The organism is Telluria sp. ZT3P39, assembly GCF_059685935.1.
Genome location: NZ_JCASIH010000017.1, coordinates 1 through 19,272, shown reverse-complemented (window position 1 = coordinate 19,272; position 19,272 = coordinate 1). Strand labels below are relative to the sequence as shown.

The window sequence follows — 19,272 nt, the reverse complement described above, 5'->3', positions numbered from 1 at the left end:
AGTGGTTGTAAAGAAGTTGTAGTTTTTAATCTAGTTTTCAATTTAACTTTTGGAGTAACTCATGACTGACCTTTCTTTTGTTGCACTGGCTTGCGGTTTGATCATCGGCCTGGGTGCTATCGGTGCTTGCATCGGCATCGCCATCATGGGCGGTAAATACCTCGAAGCTTCTGCACGTCAGCCAGAACTGATGAACACCCTGCAGACCAAGATGTTCCTGCTGGCTGGTCTGATCGACGCGGCATTCCTGATCGGCGTCGGTATCGCCATGCTGTTCGCGTTCGCGAACCCGTTCGTCCCAGTCTAAGACGACGCATCTCAGGTTTTGAAGGGCCGAACCATCACGGTTCGGCATCCGTTTTTGTGAGAAGGAAAATACCGTGAACCTTAACGCAACGATGTTTGCACAGCTCGTGGTCTTCCTCATCCTGGCAGGCTTCACGATGAAATTCGTGTGGCCTCCACTGATGAAAGCGCTCGATGAGCGCGCTGAGAGGATCGCGAATGGCCTGGCCGCCGCTGACCGTGGCAAGGCCGACCTGGCCGCCGCTGAAAAGCGCGTGCAGGCTGAAATGGCAGGCGCCCGTGACGAAGTCCAGAAGCGCATTGTCGACGCCGAAAAGCGCGCTGCCCAGATCATCGACGCAGCCAAGCTGACCGCCAATGAAGAAGCCGCCCGTATCGTCGCCGCAGCCAAAGCCGACGCCGAGCAGCAAGTAACCCGTGCCCGCGAAGAACTGCGTGGCCAGGTTGCCGCACTGGCAGTGCAAGGCGCCGAGCAGATCCTCAAGCGCGAAGTGAACGCAGCGGCCCACGCCGACCTGCTGTCGAAACTGTCGACCGAGCTCTGATCATGGCAGAAATCGCAACCGTCGCCCGCCCTTACGCCGAAGCGCTGTTCCGTGTTGCCCAGTCGGGCGACATGGCCGCCTGGTCGGCCATCGCATCGGAATTGGGCCAGATCGGCGCCAATCCCGACGTGCAGGCTTTTGCCAGCAACCCGAACGTCACGCCGGCACAGCTGGGCGACACGATTGCGTCCCTGGTCAAGTCGCCGCTGAACGCTGAAGCGAAGAACTTTATCGCGATGCTGGCCGAAAACGGCCGCGTCACCCTGCTGCCCGAGATCGCCGTCCAGTTTGCGGCACTGAAGAACGCCCACGAAGGCGCCGCCGATGCGAGCATCTTCAGCGCCTTCGAGATCTCGGGTGACCAGCTGGCTCAGCTGGTCGCTACGCTGGAAAAGAAATTTGGCCGCAAGCTGAACCCAACGGTAACAGTGGACCCTTCGCTGATCGGTGGTGTGCGCGTGGTTGTCGGCGACGAGGTGCTCGATACCTCGGTACGCGCCAAGCTGCAACAGATGCATGTTGCGCTGGTGTCGTAACCGAACATCGCATTTCGCCCGCCCGCGCCGCGCCCTTGCCCTACGCATCAAAAACATTAGGAGTTAGCACTCATGCAACTTAATTCATCTGAAATCAGCGAACTGATCAAGAGCCGCATCCAGGGCCTCGAAGGTTCGGCTGACGTTCGCAATCAAGGCACGGTGATCTCCGTCGCCGACGGTATCTGCCGCATCCACGGTCTGTCGGACGTGATGCAGGGCGAGATGCTGGAATTCCCTGGCAACACCTTCGGCCTGGCGATGAACCTCGAGCGCGACTCGGTCGGCTCGGTCATCCTGGGTGCCTACGAGCACATCTCGGAAGGCGACATCGTCAAGACCACCGGCCGCATCCTGGAAGTGCCGATCGGTCCTGAACTGCGTGGCCGCGTGGTCAACGCACTGGGCCAGCCGATCGACGGCAAGGGTCCTGTCAATGCACAGCTGACCGCCCCGATCGAAAAGATCGCCCCAGGCGTCATCGCCCGCGAATCCGTGTCGCAGCCTATGCAGACCGGCATCAAGTCGATCGACGCGATGGTGCCGATCGGCCGTGGCCAGCGCGAGCTGATCATTGGCGACCGCCAGACCGGTAAATCGGCCGTGGCAGTCGATGCGATCATCAACCAGAAGGGCCAGGGCGTCACCTGCGTGTACGTCGCAATCGGCCAGAAGGCTTCGACGATCAAGAACATCGTGCGCTCGCTGGAAACGCACGGCGCGATGGAATACACCATCGTCGTCGCCGCATCGGCGTCGGAATCGGCAGCGATGCAATACATCTCGGCCTACTCGGGCTGCGCGATGGGCGAATACTTCCGCGACCGCGGCGAAGACGCGCTGATCGTGTACGACGACCTGTCGAAGCAGGCAGTCGCCTACCGCCAGATCTCGCTGCTGCTGCGCCGCCCACCAGGCCGCGAAGCTTACCCAGGCGACGTGTTCTATCTGCACAGCCGCCTGCTCGAGCGCGCAGCACGCGTGAACGCCGACTACGTGTCGAAGTTCACCAACGGCGCCGTCACCGGCAAGACCGGTTCGCTGACCGCACTGCCGATCATCGAAACCCAGGCTGGCGACGTCTCGGCCTTCGTGCCGACCAACGTGATTTCGATTACCGACGGCCAGATCTTCCTGGAGACCTCGCTGTTCAACGCCGGTATCCGTCCTGCGATCAACGCCGGTATCTCGGTGTCGCGCGTCGGTGGTGCTGCACAGACCAAGGTCATCAAGAACCTGTCGGGCGGTATCCGTACCGACCTGGCCCAGTACCGTGAGCTGGCTGCGTTCGCGCAGTTCGCATCCGACCTGGACGAGTCGACCCGCAAGCAGCTGGACCGTGGCGCGCGCGTGACCGAACTGCTGAAGCAGCCGCAGTTCTCGCCGCTGTCGACCTCGCTGATGGCCGCATCGCTGTTCGCCGTCAACAAAGGCTACCTGGACGACATCGAAGTCAAGAAAGTGCTGCCGTTCGAGCATGGACTGCACAACTTCCTGAAGTCGGGCCATGCTGCCCTGCTGTCGAAGATCGACGAAACCAAGCAATTGGACAAGGACGGCGAAGCTGCGCTGGCCGCCGCCATTGCTGATTTCAAGAAATCCGGCGCATATTAATCGTCGGACCGGCGTCGCCTGAGGGCGGCGCCGGTGCGCGGAAGGAGTAAGGACTCATGGCAGCAGGCAAAGAGATTCGTGGCAAGATCAAGAGCGTAGAGAATACGAAGAAGATCACCAAGGCGATGGAAATGGTCGCCGCATCGAAAATGCGCAAGGCGCAGGATCGCATGCGCGCCGCCCGTCCCTATAGTGACAAGGTTCGTAACATCACCGCCAATCTGGCTACCGCAAACCCGGAATACACGCACCCGTTCATGGCGCAAGCCAAGCACGTGCAAGCGAAGGCCGTTGGTTACATCGTCGTCACGACCGACAAGGGTCTGTGCGGCGGCATGAACACCAACATCCTGCGCCAGGTAACCGTCAAGGCGCGCGAACAGGAACAGGCGGGCAACCGCGTCGAGGCCGTTGCCATTGGCAACAAGGGCCTGGGCTTCCTGAACCGCATGGGCATGAAACTGGTTTCGCAAGCGACCCAGCTCGGCGATACGCCGCACCTGGAAAAGTTGATCGGCCCGGTCAAAGTGATGCTGGACGCGTACCAGGAAGGCCAGCTCGATGCTGTCTACCTGTGCTACACCAAGTTCATCAACACGATGAAGCAGGAACCGATGGTCGAGCAGCTGCTGCCGCTGCCGGCCAAGCACCTGCAGACCGAAGCGGGCGCGCACAGCTGGGACTACATCTACGAACCGGAAGCGCAAGTCGTCATCGACGAGCTGCTGGTGCGTTACGTGGAAGCGCTGGTGTACCAGGCGGTTGCTGAAAACCTGGCGTCCGAGCAATCGGCACGCATGGTCGCGATGAAGGCCGCGAGCGATAACGCCGGCAGTGTCATCAGCGACCTGAAGCTGGTCTACAACAAGACCCGCCAGGCTGCGATTACCAAAGAACTCTCCGAGATCGTTTCCGGCGCAGCAGCTGTTTAACTAAGCTAAGCCCTTGGGGAAAGAGTTAAGCGAGCAAAAGCGAGCGGTACTCTGTCCCCAACCGATCAAATAGCACAAGAATCTAATTATATTTCTGAAGGAACGAACATGGCTGATGGCAAAATCGTTCAGTGTATCGGCGCAGTGGTTGACGTGGAATTCCCACGTAACGCCATGCCGAAAGTGTACGACGCACTGAAAATGGAAGGCTCGGATCTGACCCTGGAAGTCCAGCAACAGCTGGGCGACGGCGTGGTCCGTACCATTGCTCTGGGCAGCTCGGACGGCATGCGTCGCGGCATGATCATCCAGAACACCGGTGCTCCGATCATGGTCCCGGTCGGTACCCCGACCCTGGGCCGCATCATGGACGTACTGGGCAACCCGATCGACGAATGCGGACCGGTCAGCCACGAACGCATGGCCTCGATCCACCGCGATGCGCCGGCCTACGACGAACTGTCGCCATCGACCGACCTGCTGGAAACCGGCATCAAGGTCATCGACCTGGTCTGCCCGTTCGCCAAAGGCGGTAAAGTCGGCCTGTTCGGCGGCGCCGGCGTCGGCAAGACCGTCAACATGATGGAACTGATCAACAACATCGCCAAAGCGCACTCGGGCCTGTCCGTGTTCGCCGGCGTGGGCGAGCGTACCCGCGAAGGTAACGACTTCTACCACGAGATGGCCGATGCCAAGGTCGTCGACCTGGAAAACCCTGCCAACTCGAAAGTGGCAATGGTCTACGGTCAGATGAACGAACCACCAGGCAACCGTCTGCGCGTCGCGCTGACCGGCCTGACCATGGCCGAAGCCTTCCGTGACGAAGGCAAGGACGTGCTGTTCTTCGTCGATAACATCTACCGCTACACCCTGGCCGGTACCGAAGTCTCGGCACTGCTGGGCCGTATGCCGTCGGCAGTGGGCTACCAGCCTACCCTGGCCGAAGAGATGGGCCGCCTGCAAGAGCGCATCACCTCGACCAAGACCGGTTCGATCACCTCGATCCAGGCCGTCTACGTCCCTGCGGATGACTTGACCGACCCGTCGCCAGCGACCACCTTCGCCCACCTGGACTCGACCGTCGTTCTGTCGCGTGACATCGCTTCGCTGGGTATCTACCCTGCGGTCGACCCACTCGATTCGACCTCGCGCCAGCTGGACCCGCTCGTCGTCGGCGAAGAGCACTACGCCACCGCGCGCGCCGTGCAGAACACCCTGCAGCGCTACAAGGAACTGCGTGACATCATCGCGATTCTGGGCATGGACGAACTGGCTCCGGAAGACAAGCTGGTCGTCGCCCGCGCCCGTAAGATGCAGCGTTTCCTGTCGCAGCCGTTCCACGTCGCCGAAGTCTTCACCGGCGCACCAGGCAAGTACGTTTCGCTGAAAGACACGATCAAGGGCTTCAAGATGATCGCATCGGGCGAACTGGACCACCTGCCGGAGCAGGCCTTCTACATGGTCGGCACCATCGAGGAAGCCATCGAGAAAGCCAAGAAACTGGCTGCTGCTTAAGCTGGTTTCTTAACCTGAAGGACAGACATGGCAAACACTATGCAAGTGGACGTGGTTTCGGCCGAAGCGCAGATCTTCTCCGGTCAGGCCGAATTCGTCGCGTTGCCGGGTGAAGCGGGTGAGCTGGGTATCTATCCACGCCACACCCCCTTGATCACGCGCATCCGTCCCGGTGCCGTGCGCATCCAGACGGCTGGCGGCGGCGAGGAGTTCGTCTTCGTCGCCGGCGGCATCCTCGAAGTGCAGCCGAACGGCGTGACCGTGCTGGCCGATACCGCGATCCGCGGTAGCGACCTGGACGAAGCGAAAGCACTGGAAGCAAAGAAGCAGGCCGAAGAGCTGATGCTGAACAAGGAATCGAAGATGGACTACGCGAAAGCCCAGGCCGAAATGGCCGCGGCGATCGCGCAGCTGGCTGCGATCCAGAAGCTGCGTTCGAAAGGACGCTGATTTCACGGCATCCGCGTCAAGCGGACCAAAGAGAGGCAGCCTTCGGGCTGCCTTTTTTTTATGCGCGTGCTAGTGTCGGCCTCGTACTCGGCTTAGTATGTTCCCGACACCGTGACCGTGAGTCCACCATGCCAACGATCCCGCCACCCGGCGACGAACGGCAAGCCCCAGGCGAAGCCCCGTTCGGCCAGACCCTGTACCGCTTCCTGTTCTTCGACTGGCTGTTCCGCGACGTGAACGCCGCACGCGACCTGGTCGAGCGCCATGCCGCGCGCCGCCACAACCAGCGCATGAGCCGCTACCTGCCCCTCTACATGCGCCGCTGGTCGCTGCTGGCCGCCTTCGACTTCACGCTGGGCGTGCTGTTCGAGCGGGTGCTGCAGGCCACCGTGCTGTCGGCCTGGTTCTTCACCTGGTCGTGCATGACCGTCACCGGCCTGGTCGTCATCGCCGTGACCTGGCTGTTCCTCACCTCCGCCAGGCTGTCCTGAGCTTGTTCCGTCGTCGGCCCCGGTGCCGCTTTCACCGGCCAGTCCCCGAATCCGCCCATTGGTCCCGTCGAAACGACCACTGATCGGCGACCGATTGCGGCCGCGGCCAGCCGGGTGCACAGTATTGATGGGTTTAACAACAACATAAAGGAGTCCGACCATGCTGCTTCGTACCACCCTCTGCGCCGCCGCTCTGCTGCTGTGCCATGCCCATCCTGCCCTGGCTGGGGACACCGCCAAGGCCCCGCTGGCCGCGCAGGACCTGGCCAGCCGCATCGATGCGTCGATCGCACCCTATTTCCAGGCTGACGCGCCGGGCGCCACCGTCATCGTGCTCAAGGATGGCAAGACCGTGCTGCGCAAGGCCTACGGCATGGCCGACGTCAAGCAAGGGGTCAAGATGACTCCGGACATGGTCCTGCGCCTGGGGTCGATCACCAAGCAGTTCACCGCGGTCGGCATCCTGATGCTGGTGGAAGAGGGCAAGCTGGCCCTGGGCGACGACATCACGAAGCACCTGCCCGACTATCCGGCCCAGGGCAAGAAGATCACCATCGAGCACCTGCTCACCCATACCTCGGGCATCCCGAGCTACACCGGCAAGCCGGATTTCATGAGCCGGATGACCCAGGACCTGAGCGTGGCCCAGATGGTCGACTCGTTCAAGAACGATCCGCTGGAATTCGAGCCGGGCAGCCGCTTCCGCTACAACAATTCGGGCTACTTCCTGCTCGGCGCGATCATCGAGAAGATCTCTGGGCAGCCGTATGCGAAATTCGTCGAGCAGCGCCTGTTCGTCCCGCTCGGCATGCAGCACACGGCCTACGAAGGCTTCGAGCGCAGCAAGGGTGCGCGCGCTGCCGGCCATACCCGTACCGACAAGGGCTTCGGGCCATCGCAGCCGCTGAGCATGAGCCAGCCCTACGCGGCCGGCTCGCTGGTGTCGACCGTGGACGACCTGGCGCGCTGGGATGCGGCCCTCCAGGGCGGCCGGCTGCTCAAGCCGGCCAGCTTGAAGCACGCCTTTACCTCGTACCGCCTGGGCGACGGAAAAGAGACCAACTACGGCTATGGCTGGGAGATCGCGCAGGTGCAGGGCGCGCCGCTGATAGGCCACGGTGGCGGCATCAATGGCTTCTCGACGTATGCGATGCGCCTGCCTGAACAACACCTCTACGTGGCGGTGCTGACCAACAGCGATAGCGGCCCCGCCAGCCCCGGCGTGGTGGCGCGCAAGGCGGCCGCCCTTGCGATCGGCAAGCCATACCGCGAATTCACCGAGGTCGCGCTGCAGCCGGCACAGTTGGAGGGCCTGGCCGGCAGCTTTGAAGTCGAGAAAGGCGTGCAGCGCGTGTTCCGCCGCGAGGGCAACAGCCTGGTCATGCAGCGCACGGGCCGCGGGCAGATTGCGGTCAAGCCGCTGTCCGCCAACGAGTTCTTCGTTCCCGGCACGCTGGAGTATTTCGTGTTCCAGCGCGACGCCAAAGGCGCCGTCACCGGCGTGGTGCAGCACACCGAGGGCAAGGAGCTGCTGCAGCCGCGCACCGGCGACGCCCCGGCCCCGCGCCAGGCGGTCAAGCTGGCCAACGCGTCCTTCGATGCGCTCGCCGGCCGCTACGAGCTGCGTCCCGGCTTCGTGATGGAGCTCACGCGCGAGGGCGAGCGCTACTTCGCGCAGGCGACCGGGCAGGGCAAGATCGAGATCTTCCCATCGAGCGACACGCTGTTCTTCTCGCGCGACGTCGATGCCGAGATCAGCTTCGAGCCGGTGGCTGGACAGCCTGGGCAGACTTTCGTGCTGAAGCAGGGCGGGCGTAATCAGCCGGGGCGCAGGCTGTGATAATCGGCCGGCATACGCCTGCCCGTAGGGTGGGCGGGTCTCCCGCCCGCGCGTTCAAATCATGCGTGCAATCCACGCGCGGCTATTCGTCCGCTGGTTGAACGCGCGGGCGGCGAAGCCGCCCACCCTACTTCCCGGCCTGCTCCCCCGCCAGCCGCAGCGCCACCTTGTGCCGGAAATAATCCTCTTTCACGTAGCGGTACAGGTTCGCGCCCGGGCACACGGTCTTGTCGCTATGGTCGCGGTGGCTGCGGATGTCGTCGAGCGAGACCTGGTATTTCGCCGCCAGCAGCGCCATCAGGTCGACGACCGCGTCGAGCTGCTGCTGGTTCGGCTCCACTTCTTCGAAATTGCCGACCACTTCGATCAGGGCGTGGCCGGCGGGGTCGTAGTCGGTATTGGTGTCGCCGGCAAAAGCGATGTCGCGCGCCCCGTACACGCGGCCGTCGAGGTCGATCACGTAGTGGTAGGGGATGTCGAGCCAGCCCTTGGTGGCGCGCGACCAGGCCTGCAGGCGGCGCAGGTAGGCTTGCGGATCGGTGCCGGGCTTGAACGGCTCGCCCTGGTGGTGCAGGGTGATCTGCGAGATGGTGTGGCGGCGCGCCTTGGATGCGTCGGCCGGGGTGCCGCCCCAGGCCGCAACGGGCACGATGCTTTGTTCGACCGCGGACAGCGGCGTGCCGGCGCAGGCGGCAGCAGATAAGGTCAACAGGACGGCGGCAAGGCAGGGGAGGGCAGGCAGGCGCATGGGAGGAGCTGGGGGTGATTGAATGCGCATCTTTTCACGTTTGCCCGCCCGGCGCCAGCGCGCGCGCTGGAACGATGCAAACCTGATAAGCTGATGGCGACCCTTGAATCGAAGCATAGCGAACGCCACCCATGAGAAGCATTACCCAGATCCTCAACGACAGCAAGACCGTCGCCATCGTCGGCCTGTCCAACAAGCCGGACCGCGCCAGCTACGGCGTGGCCGAATACCTGCAGGGAGCCGGTTACCAGGTGATCCCGGTGAACCCGAGCTATGCCGGCGACACCATCCTGGGCGAGAAGGTCTACGCCAGCTTGCGCGAAGTGGCGGACGTGCTGGCCACGACCGGCCAGCGCATCGACATCGTCGACTGCTTCCGCAAGTCCGAAGACATCCCGCCGATCGCGCGCGAAGCCATCGCCGTGCGCGCCGGCTGCCTGTGGATGCAGCTCGATATCGAGAACCAGCCGGCCGCCGACATGGCGCGTGCCGCCGGGCTCGACGTCGTCATGAACCACTGCATCAAGATCGAGCACCGCAGCCTGCATTCTTGACCCGCATTCACCGGGTTGGCGGCGGGGCGGCTGCGTTACAATCGTGCCACCATAACCCCCCGGACTTCCTGCCATGTTCAAGAATACGATCCTGCTGTTCGGCGCTGTTGCCGCCGTGAGCTTCGCCCAGCCGGCTGCCGCGCAGGCATCCACGGCGCCGGCCGCGGCGCGTCCGCTGGCCGCCTGTCCCGCCATCCTCAAGCAGAACTTCAAGCGCCTGCAAGACGAAACCCCGCAAGACCTCTGCCAGTACGCGGGCAAGGTGGTGCTGGTGGTGAACACGGCCAGCTATTGCGGCTTCACCAAGCAGTACGAAGGGCTGGAAAAGCTGTACGCCAAGTACGGCAGCCGCGGCCTGGTGGTGCTGGGCTTCCCGTCGAACGACTTCGGCAAGCAGGAGCCAGGCAACGCGAAAGAAATCGCCGACCTCTGCTACAACACCTATGGCGTGAAGTTCCCGATGTTCGCCAAGAGCGTGGTCACCGGCCCGGATGCGAATCCCCTGCACGCCAGCCTGACGAAAGCCACCGGCCAGGCGCCGAAGTGGAACTTCACCAAATACCTGATCGGCCGCGACGGCAAGGTGCTCGAGCACTTCCCGAGCAAGGTGACGCCGGAAGATCCTGCGCTGGTCGGCAAGATCGAGCAGGCGCTCGCGCTGTAATTCAGGGCTGCTGCAGGCCGTCCGGCGCGTCGTCGATGATCACGGCGCGCAGCGGCCCGCGCAGCGCATTGCAGACCACCAGGTCGTCCGCGTCTTCCAGCATCGCGCGCGTGATCACGCGCTCGCTCGCATGCCAGGCGGGCGCCCCCAGCAGCACGCCGCGCATCACGCCCGGCAGCAGGCCGCAGGACACCGGCGGGGTGTACCACGCGGTCCCGAAACGCACGAACACATTGCTGCGTCCTCCCTCGGTCAATTCCCCACGCTCGTTGAAGAACAGGGTGTCGAAAGCGCCATGCGCCTCGGCCGCGCGCCAGGCCGCGTCATAGCGGCTGCGCACGCTCGTCTTGTGGCGCAGGAAGACGTCGCCCGACTGGGTCGGCTCACTGGCCAGCAGCACCGCCACCGGTTCATTCAGGGGCTGCAGCGGCGCGGCCTGCACGCTCAATGCGCCCGAGGGCGCCACCGACAGGCGCAGGCGGTGCAGCTGGCCCGGCGGCAGGGCCAGGCAGGCGTCCCTCAAGACGGCGCGCGCGGCTTCGGGCTCGAAGGGATGGCCGAAGGCGCGGCAGGAGCCGGCCAGGCGTTCCAGGTGCTGCTCCAGGTGGCGGCAGCCGTCGTCCCAGCTCGCGCGGATGGTTTCGAAAATCTCGAACTCGTTGGACAGGCCGGTGAGAAAGCGCGCCTTGAGCCGGCATTCGGCGTATTCGGCCTGCGCATCGCTGTCATGGACGATGCCGGCGCCCACGCCCAGTTCACCCTTGCGGGTGCCGCCCTGCGAGGCGCCCAGTACCAGCGTGCGGATCGGGACCGACAGGCAGAAGTCGCCGATGGCCGCACCTGGCGGCCCCGGGTCGAACCAGCCGATCGCGCCCGTGTACAGGCCGCGCGCGGCCGGCTCCAGTTCGTGGATGATCTCCATCGTGCGGCGCTTGGGCGCGCCCGTGATCGAGCCGCAGGGGTAGAGCGCGGCGAAGATCTCTTCCAGGGTGACGCCGGTGCGCAGGCGCGCCTGCACGGTGGACGTCATCTGCAGCACGCTGCCGTAGCGCTGCACGTCGAACAGGGCCGGCACCTGCACGCTGCCGGTGACGGCGACCCGTCCCAGGTCGTTGCGCAGCAGGTCGACGATCATCAGGTTCTCGGCGCGGTTCTTGGTGTCCAGCGCCAGCGCACGCGCACGCTCGTCGTCGATGGCATTGTCGCCGCTGGCCGGCGCCGTGCCCTTCATCGGGCGCGCCAGCAGGGTGCCGGCATCGTGGCGCACGAACAGCTCGGGCGAGAAGGACAGCACCGCGCCGCCATCGGGCAGGGTGATCAGGGCGCCGTAAGGCACGCGCTGGCGCGCGCGCAGGCGCGCATACAGGGCGACCAGGGGACCGAAGGCCTCGAAGCGCAGGCGGTAGGTGTAATTGACCTGGTAGGTGTCGCCGGCGGCGATGTAGTCGCGGATGCGGCCGATCGCCTCGGTGAACACGGCTTCGTCGACATTCGGCGTGATGCCTGCCACGCCGGACGGGTCCAGGGACGACGCGCGCGTCGCGATCCAGGCCTCGACCTGGGCCGCTTCCAGCAGCTCGCACTGTTCGAACAGCAGCACCTGGGCCAGGGGCAGCGCGATCGGATGCGCAGGCAGCTGCTGCAGGCGGGCGCCCAATTCGTAGCTCAAGAGCGGCACCGCGTACAGGCCGCGTCCCAAGGCTTCCTGCATGGCCTGCAGCAGCCCTGGCCACTGCGCGGCCTCGTCACAGGTCAGCGTGCCGGCGTGGCGGCTGTACAGGCGCGAGCGGGAAAGGCCGGGCGAGCCGGCATCGTCCAGCAGTGCGAAGACTTCCTGCGTATCCATGGCGTCGTTCGCGATCCTGCTCAAGCGGCCAGCAGCAGCGACAGCTGCAGGGCCGTGCCTTCCGCCGGATTCTGTTTGAAGCCGGTCTTGGCGAAACGGTGCCAGCGCCCGGTGACGTAGCTCACCAGGAGGCTGGCGCGCGCCGCGACGTCGGCCTCGAGGCCGTGCTGCTGGGTGACGGCGATGCGCAGCGCGCCCTTGAAGGCCAGCTCGATCTTGTCGTAGAAGAGGTTCATGCGCAGCTGCAGGCGCTCGTCCTCGCCGACCAGGGCGTCGCCGATCAGCACCCGCGTCATGCCCGGGTTGTTGGCGGCAAAGGCGAGCAGCATCTGCAGGATGGCATGGGCCTGGGCCACGCCGTCTTCCTCGCGCTCGGCGATCTGGTTGATCAGGCCAAAGACGCTGGACTCGATGAATTCGATCAGGCCCTCGTACATCTGCGCCTTGCTGGCGAAATGGCGGTACAGCGCCGCTTCCGACACCGACAGGCGCGCGGCCAGCGCCGCGGTCGTGATCTTCTCGCCCTTGGGCTGCTCGAGCATCGAGGCCAGGGCCTGGAGGATTTGCAGCTTGCGTTGCCCAGGCTTCGTACTTGCCATGTGATCCCTAGTAGTTTGTTATCTGTTTAGCGCAACCGGTGCAGGCGCGCCGGCAGCTGCCGCACGGATTTTACTTTGACATCGACGTAACCGGGGCGTTTCAGGGTCCGCGGCAACGGCGCTTTTCCAATCGGGTCGGCCATGCGCAGGTATTGCGTGACCCAGACCGTGCGCAGCCCGAGGCGGCTGGCGCTCTTCAGGTTGGCCAGCGTGTCTTCCACCAGGATGCAGCGGCGCGCCGCCACGCCGTGCTTGCGCAGCAGGCGGCGCAGCATCAGGCTCGATGGCTTGGGACGCAGCTGGCGGTGCACCTGCATGTGCTCGATGGCGATGTGGTGCGAAAAATGGCGGCCCAGGCCCAGGTGGCGCATGACGTCCGTCGAATAGCGCGTCGGCGCGTTGGTCAGCAGGATCTTGCGGCCCGGGAGACGGCGCAGCAGGGTACCTAGCCCTTTTTCGAAGCGCACCAGCTTCTCGAGCGCGCCCAGGTCGTGGGTGACGTGCAGGAAGTCGGCCGCGCACACCTGGTGGTGGCGGATCATGCCGAGCAGGGTCGCGCCGTAGCGCTTCCAGTAGCCCAGGCGCGCGGCGTCCACACGCTCCTGGCTGGCGGGCGTGACGCCATCGCCCAGCACCCGCGCGATATAGGTGTTCATGTTCGCGCTGATGGCGGGGAAGATCGCGTGCGAGGCGTCGTGCAGGGTATTGTCCAGATCGAACAGCCAGACGGGGGAGCCAGGGGTATGATTTGACACGATTCGGGACCAGACGGGAGAAGGTGGATGCGACGTTCGATTATAGTGGTCTTCTTCAGCTTGTTCCTGACGGCGCTCCAGGCCTTCGCGGCCGAGCGCGGCGCGCTGTTCAAGGTCACGGCAAACGGCCACACCCTGCACCTGTACGGCACCATCCACGCCGGCCGCGCCGATTACTATCCGCTCGAGCCGCGCATCCGCGCAGCGGTGGCGGCCGCGCCCACGCTGGCGCTCGAGATCGATGCCGCGCGCGCATCGAAGCCGGATTGACGCAGCAGGGCATGGACCCGGCCGCCGTCGCACGATTGAAACCCTGGATGGTGGCGACCATGCTGGCGGTGAACGATGCCGCAAGGCTGGGCTACGAGGTGGCGGTGGGGCTGCTGCACCTGGTCGGCAAGCGTGGCGTGCCGGAATTGCTGCGCAAACGCGGCATGACGGTAGAGCGGGTGTACTGAAGCGGGAGGGGTCGTGCTGGGGGGAGAATGGTGCCCTTGACGTGGATTGAACACGTGGCCTCTCCCTTACCAAGGGAGTGCTCTACCACTGAGCTACAAGGGCGGGTAGATTCCCGGTGGGCAGGGCCCACCGCGATGATCTGTGGCGGAGATTTCCGCCACAAATGTTTTAGTGCGACCGGATCATAGTGCCAAAAGCCTGTTCGGTCAAGACTTCGAGCAACAAAGAGTGCTCGATGCGCCCATCGATGATGTGCACGGTATTGACGCCGGACTTCGCGGCATCGAGTGCGGACGAGATTTTCGGCAGCATGCCGCCCGAAATCGTGCCGTCTTCGAACATTTCGTCGATCTCGCGCGCCGACAGGTCGGTGACCAGGTTGCCCGCCTTGTCCTGCACGCCGGCGATATTGGTCATCATGATCAGCTTTTCGGCTTTCAGGATTTCCGCGATCTTGCCGGCGACGACGTCGGCATTGATGTTGTAGGCCTGGCCATCCTGGCCGAAGCCGATCGGCGAGATGATAGGAATGAAGGCGTCGTCCTGCAGCGCTTTCACGACGGCCGGATTGATCGCTTCGATCTCGCCGACGAAACCGATGTCGACGAATTCGCCCGGCTTTTCCTTGTCCGGCATGCTCATCTTGCGGGCGCGGATCAGGCCGCCGTCCTTGCCGGTCAGGCCCACTGCCTGGCCGCCGTAGTGGTTGATCAGCATGACGATGTCCTGCTGCACTTCGCCGCCCAGCACCCATTCGACCACTTCCATGGTCTCTTCGTCGGTGATGCGCATGCCTTGCACGAAGGTGCCTTGCTTGCCGATTTTTTTCAGTGCATTGTCGATCTGCGGACCGCCGCCGTGCACCACGACCGGGTTCATGCCCACCAGCTTGAGCAGGATGACGTCGCGGGCGAAGCCATGCTTCAGGCGCTCGTCGGTCATGGCGTTGCCGCCGTATTTGATGACGATGGTCTTGCCGTGGAAATTACGGATGTAAGGCAGCGCCTCGGCCAGGATCTGTGCCTTGATCTGCGGCGACACCTTGGTCAGGTCGTTGCGTTGGTCGTCGGAATTCAAGCTGCTGAGGGGTGCGTTCATGGAGCGTCCAAAATAAATGTTGCGAGATTTTAAGGCAACAGGGTAGTCCTTGTGCTCATTATATGGCCTCTTGTTGTATTTTATGGCCGTCCGCACGACTCTATCGAACCATGTATTTCAATCAACACAGGAGCAGGACGTGAGCAGGTGTACCCGTTGTGGCGCCGAATTCCATTGTGCGATGGTGGAAGGCAGTCTCGATCCGTGCTGGTGCACGGCGCTGCCGCAAGCCGTGCCGGTGCCGCTGCCGCAAGAGTCGACCGGCTGCTGGTGCCCGGCCTGCCTGCGTGCGCACATCGAGGCCGCACCCAGCCCGGGCGCTGAGCCGGGCTAGCGCGCGGTGCGGAAAAAGCGCAGCATTTCGCGGCTGGCATCCGGTCCGCGGCCATCGGTATAGCTGCCGCGCGCGTTGCCGCCCGACCAGGCATGGCCGGCGCCGTGGATCAGCCAGTATTCGGCATGGACGGCGCCGTCGTTGCGCCGGTGCAGGGTGCGGGTATAGGCATGGCCATCCGGCACGCGTCCCGGCTCCACGGCCGGCTGCTCGTGCAGGTGTTGCGCGCCTTGGGCAATGAGTTCGTCGCCATTGGCCGGATGCACGGTCGTGTCCTGGTCGCCGTGGAACACGATGATGGGCAGCGGCCGTCCCGGCGCCTGGGCGCGCAGGAAGTCGCCCTTCATCGCCGCCATGGCCGACGACAAATCGTTGGCGGAGGCGAACGGCAATCCGGAATGCACGCCCACGGCGGCATACAGGTCCGGATACAGCGTGCCCATGATGGTCGCCATCGCCCCGCCGGCCGACAATCCCGCCACGTAGACCTGCTCCGGGTCGACCGGATGCAATGCCATGATGGCTTGCGTCATGCCGGCGATGATCGAGGGCTCGCCCTGGTCGCGCTGCTGGTCGATCGCATTGAACCAGTTCCAGCAGCGCGAGGCGTTGGCCGCCTTGCTCTGCGCGGGGTAGAGCACGAGGCAGGCCATTTCTTCGGCCAGTTCGTTCATCTTGGTGCCGGTGGCGAAATCGTCGGGATCCTGGGTGCAGCCGTGCAGCATCACGATCAGCGGCGTCGGCTTACCGGCGTGGCTGGACGGCACGTAGAGCTTGTAGTCGCGGCTGCCGGCGGGAGTAGTGTGGCTGCCGTCGATAAATTTACCCGGCAAATTGACGCCGAGTTCGGCTTCGAAGGGATCGGTCGCCGTGGCGGAGACGCCGACGCCGATGCTGCGCATCTGGCGCTGCGCCGCGCTTTGCATGGCCGAGGCGTTCTTCAGGGTTTCCTCGACGACCATTTGGGCGTTGGCGGGGCCACGGCCCCAGAAAGATCGGGTAGCGGCACGTACTTGTGCCAGCAGTTTGTTGTTCAGCTTCATTGGCTCTCCTGTTTGTGCTTGCCTCAATGTCGGCCCGCATACTTACGGCAGCCTTGCAGCTGTACGCTTTCCGTCCCCGGCAACTCATGCATGCATGACACCGGTACGGTAAGCTTGTGCCCATGTCTCCCCAACTCCTGCCCGGCCTTCGTTTCGAATGGTCTTATACGGTGCCGGGGCACGCTAGCGTGCCCCGGCTGTATCACGATACCCCTTTTTGCCGCGACATGCCCGACGTACTCGCCACCGGTTTTCTCGTCGGAATGATGGAACTTGCCTGTCTGCACGGGATCATGCCCTACGTGGACTGGCCGCGCGAACAGAGCCTGGGCACCATGGTCAGCTTCCAGCACCTGGCGCCGACGCCTCCCGGGATGACCCTCACCATTCGCGGCGAGGTGCTGGCGGTCGAGGGGCGGCGGCTGCGTTTCCGGGTCGAAGCGTGGGATGAAATCGAGAAAGTGTGCGAAGGCATCCACGAACGTTGCCTGATAGATCCAACGCGATTCACTGAAAAAATCGCGCGCAAAACAACACAATGGCGCAACTTGACGACCGTTGCGCCCGAATCGCCTTTCCCTGAGGAACGATAAGCGGTTTTCCAGGAACAGGCGATAATGGTCGGTGTTCCCTTGCTCCACCACCATGTCGATGAACCCAGAACTGCAAACCCCCGTTCCCTCGCCCTGCATCAATTTGTGCCAGATGGCGCCCGATACCGGTCTGTGCCGGGGGTGCCTCCGCACGATCGACGAGATCGTCGCCTGGGGTTCGGCCGGCGACGACTACAAGCGCGCGGTATGGGCCGAAATCCGGCGCCGCGAAGCTGCAATCGACTGGGGCTGATTGGTGTCCGCGGACCTGAGCCTGCCCGCATCGATGCGCGTGTTCGAGCGCGGCTGGCTCTCGTCCAACAACATCCTGTTCACCGGCCCTGACGGCGCCGCCCTGGTCGACAGCGGCTATGCCACCCACGCCGCGCAGACCCTGGCGCTGGTGCGCCATGCCCTGGGCAGCCGCCCGCTCGCGCGCCTGCTCAATACCCACCTGCATTCCGACCATTGCGGCGGCAACGCGCTGCTGCAGGCAGCCTATGGCTGCCGCACGGCGATTCCCGCACTCGACGCTTTCACGGTCGCGGCCTGGGACGAGGAGGCGCTCAGTTACCGCGCCACCGGCCAGCAATGCGATCGTTTTACTTTCGATGCCACCCTCGCGCCCGGCGAGGTCGTGGAACTGGGCGGCCTGCGCATGCGGATCGTGGCCGCGCCCGGCCACGATCCGCATGCGCTGCTGTTCTTCTGCGAGCAGGAAGGCGTGCTGATTTCCGGCGACGCGCTGTGGGAAAACGGCTTCGGCGTGGTCTTTCCCGAACTGGCGGGCGAACCCGGGTTCGCCGAGGTAGGCGCGACGCTCGACCTGATCGCCACGCTCGACGCCCGTGTCGTGATTCCCGGCCATGGCGTGGTCTTTGGCGACGTCGGCGCGGCCCTGGGGCGGGCGCGCTCGCGCCTGGATTACCTGAGCGCCGATCCGGTGCGCAACGGCGAAAACGCCGTCAAGGTGCTGCTCAAGTTTTTACTGCTCGAGCGCCGTGCGCTGGCGCTGGATGCGCTGCCCGGGCTGCTGGCCTCGATTCCGCTGGTCGAGCGCGTGCGCACCCGCTTGCTGGAGCGCGATGCAGGCGAGCTGGCGGCGTGGGCGAGCAACGCGCTGGTACGGGCCGGCGCCGCCCGCATCGAGGGCGGCCAATTGCTCGACGCCGACGTTTAGAGGCCAGAATCTAGCACGACCGTTCTTTTTTCATTGCATAATGCCCGGAGCCCCTGTCCTTCAACCGCATTCAACCTGACCAGCGAGAGCCTTCATGACCTTGCCACCCGTGCTGCAACACCTGTCCCTTCCCGTCATCGCATCGCCGATGTTCATCGCCAGCGGACCCGCGCTGGTGGCGGCCCAGTGCAAGGCCGGCATCGTGGGCTCCTTCCCGGCGCTCAACGCGCGCCCGGCCGAGCTGCTCGACACCTGGCTGACCGACCTGCAGCGCGAGCTGGCCGCCTACCAGGACGCCAACCCGGGCGTGCGCGTCGGCCCGATCGCGGTCAACCAGATCGTGCACCAGTCGAACGACCGCCTGGCACACGACGTCGAAGTCTGCGTGAAGCACCAGGTGCCGATTATCATTTCCTCGCTGCGCGCGCCACCAAAAGAGATGCTCGACGCCGTGCACGCCTATGGCGGCATCGTGATGCACGACGTGGTGTCGATCAGGCATGCGGAAAAGGCGCTGGAAGCAGGGGTGGACGGTTTGATTCTTGTGGCGGCGGGCGCGGGCGGCCATGCGGGCGCGCTGTCGCCGTTCGCGCTGGTGGGCGAGGTGCGCAAATTTTTCAAGGGACCGCTGGCCCTGTCCGGCTCGATCGCCACCGGCGACGCGATCCTGGCGGCGCAGGCGATGGGGGCCGATTTTGCCTACATCGGCTCGCGCTGGCTGGCCACGCGCGAATCGAACGTCAGCGACGAGTACCGCAATGCGATCGTCGAGTCGAGCGCGGCGGACGTGGTGTACACGAATTTGTTCACCGGCGTGCACGGGAACTACCTGAAGAAGTCGATCGTCGCGGCCGGGCTCGACCCGGACAACCTGCCGGAATCGGACAAGAGCAAGATGAGCTTTGGTTCGGCCAGCGCCAAGGCCTGGCGCGACATCTGGGGCGCCGGCCAGGGCGTGGGCCTGATGCACGACGTGCCGACCGTGGCCGAGATGGTCGAGCGGCTTAAAGCGGAATACGAAGCTGCGCGCCTGCGCTTGGCCTTGCGTTGACACGTAGATCCTATGATGAAAAGAAAGTGAGCCGATTTGCAGATTGAGTCCTAACCTGAGAGTTCGAAACTTAGACTTAGGAGATCAACATGCAACCGGCTCACATGGAAGATTCTACG

At 64.2% G+C, this 19,272-nt stretch carries 24 protein-coding genes and 1 tRNA gene; 18 read left to right on the top strand and 7 right to left on the bottom strand.

Annotated features, from left to right (window positions below; genetic code table 11):
* Positions 1–61: 61 nt before the first annotated feature.
* The 9 genes from atpE to AC56LR_RS15650 all read left to right on the top strand — a co-directional run bounded on the left by atpE (position 62) and on the right by AC56LR_RS15650 (position 8,229).
* On the top strand, positions 62–307 hold the full coding sequence (gene atpE, locus AC56LR_RS15690) for a F0F1 ATP synthase subunit C (protein WP_183554857.1): 246 nt from the start codon (positions 62–64) through the stop codon (positions 305–307).
* 73 nt (positions 308–380) lie between these two features.
* Complete coding sequence (locus AC56LR_RS15685; RefSeq protein ID WP_497131748.1) at positions 381–851, top strand: F0F1 ATP synthase subunit B; 471 nt, start codon at positions 381–383, stop codon at positions 849–851.
* 2 nt (positions 852–853) lie between these two features.
* A complete protein-coding gene (locus tag AC56LR_RS15680) occupies positions 854–1,387 on the top strand; it encodes a F0F1 ATP synthase subunit delta (protein ID WP_497131746.1) in 534 nt (177 codons plus the stop codon).
* A gap of 72 nt (positions 1,388–1,459) precedes the next feature.
* The gene (gene atpA / locus AC56LR_RS15675; protein WP_497131744.1) at positions 1,460–3,001 is read left to right on the top strand and encodes a F0F1 ATP synthase subunit alpha; all 1,542 of its coding nucleotides are present in this window, start codon (positions 1,460–1,462) and stop codon (positions 2,999–3,001) included.
* 56 nt (positions 3,002–3,057) lie between these two features.
* On the top strand, positions 3,058–3,933 hold the full coding sequence (atpG, locus tag AC56LR_RS15670; protein ID WP_497131742.1) for a F0F1 ATP synthase subunit gamma: 876 nt from the start codon (positions 3,058–3,060) through the stop codon (positions 3,931–3,933).
* A 108-nt stretch (positions 3,934–4,041) separates the two neighbouring features.
* On the top strand, positions 4,042–5,448 hold the full coding sequence (gene atpD / locus AC56LR_RS15665) for a F0F1 ATP synthase subunit beta (RefSeq protein ID WP_171087281.1): 1,407 nt from the start codon (positions 4,042–4,044) through the stop codon (positions 5,446–5,448).
* Positions 5,449–5,475: 27 nt separating this feature from the next.
* On the top strand, positions 5,476–5,898 hold the full coding sequence (locus tag AC56LR_RS15660; protein WP_497131741.1) for a F0F1 ATP synthase subunit epsilon: 423 nt from the start codon (positions 5,476–5,478) through the stop codon (positions 5,896–5,898).
* 128 nt (positions 5,899–6,026) lie between these two features.
* A complete protein-coding gene (locus AC56LR_RS15655) occupies positions 6,027–6,389 on the top strand; it encodes a hypothetical protein (protein WP_497131739.1) in 363 nt (120 codons plus the stop codon).
* 160 nt (positions 6,390–6,549) lie between these two features.
* A complete protein-coding gene (locus AC56LR_RS15650) occupies positions 6,550–8,229 on the top strand; it encodes a serine hydrolase (protein ID WP_497131737.1) in 1,680 nt (559 codons plus the stop codon).
* Positions 8,230–8,356: 127 nt separating this feature from the next.
* On the opposite strand, the gene AC56LR_RS15645 is transcribed toward AC56LR_RS15650, so the two are convergent.
* The gene (locus AC56LR_RS15645) at positions 8,357–8,977 is read right to left on the bottom strand and encodes a peptidoglycan recognition protein family protein (RefSeq protein ID WP_497131735.1); all 621 of its coding nucleotides are present in this window, start codon (positions 8,975–8,977) and stop codon (positions 8,357–8,359) included.
* Positions 8,978–9,108: 131 nt separating this feature from the next.
* Between AC56LR_RS15645 and AC56LR_RS15640 the strand changes: the two genes are divergently transcribed.
* Both AC56LR_RS15640 and AC56LR_RS15635 read left to right on the top strand, forming a co-directional pair.
* Positions 9,109–9,531 (top strand): CoA-binding protein, encoded by a 423-nt coding sequence (locus AC56LR_RS15640; RefSeq protein WP_497131733.1) that lies wholly within the window; start codon positions 9,109–9,111, stop codon positions 9,529–9,531.
* Between the two features lie 73 nt (positions 9,532–9,604).
* The gene (locus AC56LR_RS15635; RefSeq protein WP_497131731.1) at positions 9,605–10,195 is read left to right on the top strand and encodes a glutathione peroxidase; all 591 of its coding nucleotides are present in this window, start codon (positions 9,605–9,607) and stop codon (positions 10,193–10,195) included.
* 1 nt (position 10,196) lies between these two features.
* Here AC56LR_RS15635 and AC56LR_RS15630 read toward each other — a convergent pair whose 3' ends face one another.
* The 3 genes from AC56LR_RS15630 to AC56LR_RS15620 are packed head-to-tail and all read right to left on the bottom strand — an operon-like array spanning position 10,197 to position 13,395.
* Entirely contained in the window at positions 10,197–12,041 is a 1,845-nt protein-coding gene (locus tag AC56LR_RS15630) for a chorismate-binding protein (protein ID WP_497131729.1), read from the bottom strand.
* Between the two features lie 20 nt (positions 12,042–12,061).
* The gene (gene slmA / locus AC56LR_RS15625) at positions 12,062–12,640 is read right to left on the bottom strand and encodes a nucleoid occlusion factor SlmA (protein WP_497131728.1); all 579 of its coding nucleotides are present in this window, start codon (positions 12,638–12,640) and stop codon (positions 12,062–12,064) included.
* Positions 12,641–12,666: 26 nt separating this feature from the next.
* Positions 12,667–13,395 carry a pyrimidine 5'-nucleotidase gene (locus AC56LR_RS15620; RefSeq protein ID WP_497131726.1) on the bottom strand — a complete coding sequence of 243 codons (729 nt, stop codon included), beginning with the start codon at positions 13,393–13,395 and terminating at the stop codon, positions 12,667–12,669.
* Positions 13,396–13,422: 27 nt separating this feature from the next.
* On the opposite strand from AC56LR_RS15620, the gene AC56LR_RS15615 reads away from it, so the two are divergent.
* Together AC56LR_RS15615 and AC56LR_RS15610 are read left to right on the top strand one after the other, a co-directional pair.
* Positions 13,423–13,665: a TraB/GumN family protein gene (locus AC56LR_RS15615; RefSeq protein ID WP_497131724.1), complete on the top strand. Its 243-nt coding sequence runs from the start codon at positions 13,423–13,425 to the stop codon at positions 13,663–13,665.
* An 11-nt stretch (positions 13,666–13,676) separates the two neighbouring features.
* Positions 13,677–13,853: a TraB/GumN family protein gene (locus AC56LR_RS15610; RefSeq protein WP_497131722.1), complete on the top strand. Its 177-nt coding sequence runs from the start codon at positions 13,677–13,679 to the stop codon at positions 13,851–13,853.
* Between the two features lie 28 nt (positions 13,854–13,881).
* Here the strand turns inward: AC56LR_RS15610 and AC56LR_RS15605 are convergent.
* Positions 13,882–13,956, bottom strand: a tRNA-Thr gene (locus AC56LR_RS15605).
* 66 nt (positions 13,957–14,022) lie between these two features.
* A complete protein-coding gene (gene argB / locus AC56LR_RS15600) occupies positions 14,023–14,952 on the bottom strand; it encodes an acetylglutamate kinase (protein WP_497131720.1) in 930 nt (309 codons plus the stop codon).
* Between the two features lie 139 nt (positions 14,953–15,091).
* Here argB and AC56LR_RS15595 point away from each other — a divergent pair, with 139 nt between their 5' ends.
* Positions 15,092–15,286, top strand: coding sequence for a cysteine-rich CWC family protein (locus AC56LR_RS15595; RefSeq protein ID WP_497131718.1), 195 nt, complete (start codon positions 15,092–15,094; stop codon positions 15,284–15,286).
* Here the strand turns inward: AC56LR_RS15595 and AC56LR_RS15590 are convergent.
* Positions 15,283–16,329 (bottom strand): extracellular catalytic domain type 1 short-chain-length polyhydroxyalkanoate depolymerase, encoded by a 1,047-nt coding sequence (locus tag AC56LR_RS15590; protein WP_497131716.1) that lies wholly within the window; start codon positions 16,327–16,329, stop codon positions 15,283–15,285. The two genes, AC56LR_RS15595 and AC56LR_RS15590, sit on opposite strands and share 4 nt — an antisense overlap.
* A gap of 122 nt (positions 16,330–16,451) precedes the next feature.
* Between AC56LR_RS15590 and AC56LR_RS15585 the strand changes: the two genes are divergently transcribed.
* From AC56LR_RS15585 to AC56LR_RS15570, 4 genes are all read left to right on the top strand, one after another.
* A complete protein-coding gene (locus AC56LR_RS15585; RefSeq protein WP_497131714.1) occupies positions 16,452–16,922 on the top strand; it encodes a thioesterase family protein in 471 nt (156 codons plus the stop codon).
* Between the two features lie 52 nt (positions 16,923–16,974).
* Positions 16,975–17,175 (top strand): DUF1289 domain-containing protein, encoded by a 201-nt coding sequence (locus tag AC56LR_RS15580; RefSeq protein ID WP_497131712.1) that lies wholly within the window; start codon positions 16,975–16,977, stop codon positions 17,173–17,175.
* A gap of 33 nt (positions 17,176–17,208) precedes the next feature.
* A complete protein-coding gene (locus AC56LR_RS15575; protein WP_497131817.1) occupies positions 17,209–18,102 on the top strand; it encodes an MBL fold metallo-hydrolase in 894 nt (297 codons plus the stop codon).
* Positions 18,103–18,196: 94 nt separating this feature from the next.
* Positions 18,197–19,153 (top strand): NAD(P)H-dependent flavin oxidoreductase, encoded by a 957-nt coding sequence (locus tag AC56LR_RS15570; RefSeq protein WP_497131710.1) that lies wholly within the window; start codon positions 18,197–18,199, stop codon positions 19,151–19,153.
* Positions 19,154–19,272 lie beyond the last annotated feature (119 nt).

Coding starts and splice junctions, on each gene's coding strand:
- atpE (WP_183554857.1), top strand. CDS start 62: ATGACTGACCTTTCTTTTGTTGCACTGGCTTGCGGTTTGATCATCGGC.
- AC56LR_RS15680 (WP_497131746.1), top strand. CDS start 854: ATGGCAGAAATCGCAACCGTCGCCCGCCCTTACGCCGAAGCGCTGTTC.
- atpA (WP_497131744.1), top strand. CDS start 1,460: ATGCAACTTAATTCATCTGAAATCAGCGAACTGATCAAGAGCCGCATC.
- atpG (WP_497131742.1), top strand. CDS start 3,058: ATGGCAGCAGGCAAAGAGATTCGTGGCAAGATCAAGAGCGTAGAGAAT.
- atpD (WP_171087281.1), top strand. CDS start 4,042: ATGGCTGATGGCAAAATCGTTCAGTGTATCGGCGCAGTGGTTGACGTG.
- AC56LR_RS15660 (WP_497131741.1), top strand. CDS start 5,476: ATGGCAAACACTATGCAAGTGGACGTGGTTTCGGCCGAAGCGCAGATC.
- AC56LR_RS15655 (WP_497131739.1), top strand. CDS start 6,027: ATGCCAACGATCCCGCCACCCGGCGACGAACGGCAAGCCCCAGGCGAA.
- AC56LR_RS15650 (WP_497131737.1), top strand. CDS start 6,550: ATGCTGCTTCGTACCACCCTCTGCGCCGCCGCTCTGCTGCTGTGCCAT.
- AC56LR_RS15645 (WP_497131735.1), bottom strand. CDS start 8,977: ATGCGCCTGCCTGCCCTCCCCTGCCTTGCCGCCGTCCTGTTGACCTTA.
- AC56LR_RS15640 (WP_497131733.1), top strand. CDS start 9,109: ATGAGAAGCATTACCCAGATCCTCAACGACAGCAAGACCGTCGCCATC.
- AC56LR_RS15635 (WP_497131731.1), top strand. CDS start 9,605: ATGTTCAAGAATACGATCCTGCTGTTCGGCGCTGTTGCCGCCGTGAGC.
- AC56LR_RS15630 (WP_497131729.1), bottom strand. CDS start 12,041: ATGGATACGCAGGAAGTCTTCGCACTGCTGGACGATGCCGGCTCGCCC.
- slmA (WP_497131728.1), bottom strand. CDS start 12,640: ATGGCAAGTACGAAGCCTGGGCAACGCAAGCTGCAAATCCTCCAGGCC.
- AC56LR_RS15615 (WP_497131724.1), top strand. CDS start 13,423: ATGCGACGTTCGATTATAGTGGTCTTCTTCAGCTTGTTCCTGACGGCG.
- AC56LR_RS15610 (WP_497131722.1), top strand. CDS start 13,677: ATGGACCCGGCCGCCGTCGCACGATTGAAACCCTGGATGGTGGCGACC.
- argB (WP_497131720.1), bottom strand. CDS start 14,952: ATGAACGCACCCCTCAGCAGCTTGAATTCCGACGACCAACGCAACGAC.
- AC56LR_RS15590 (WP_497131716.1), bottom strand. CDS start 16,329: ATGAAGCTGAACAACAAACTGCTGGCACAAGTACGTGCCGCTACCCGA.
- AC56LR_RS15585 (WP_497131714.1), top strand. CDS start 16,452: ATGTCTCCCCAACTCCTGCCCGGCCTTCGTTTCGAATGGTCTTATACG.
- AC56LR_RS15580 (WP_497131712.1), top strand. CDS start 16,975: ATGTCGATGAACCCAGAACTGCAAACCCCCGTTCCCTCGCCCTGCATC.
- AC56LR_RS15575 (WP_497131817.1), top strand. CDS start 17,209: ATGCGCGTGTTCGAGCGCGGCTGGCTCTCGTCCAACAACATCCTGTTC.
- AC56LR_RS15570 (WP_497131710.1), top strand. CDS start 18,197: ATGACCTTGCCACCCGTGCTGCAACACCTGTCCCTTCCCGTCATCGCA.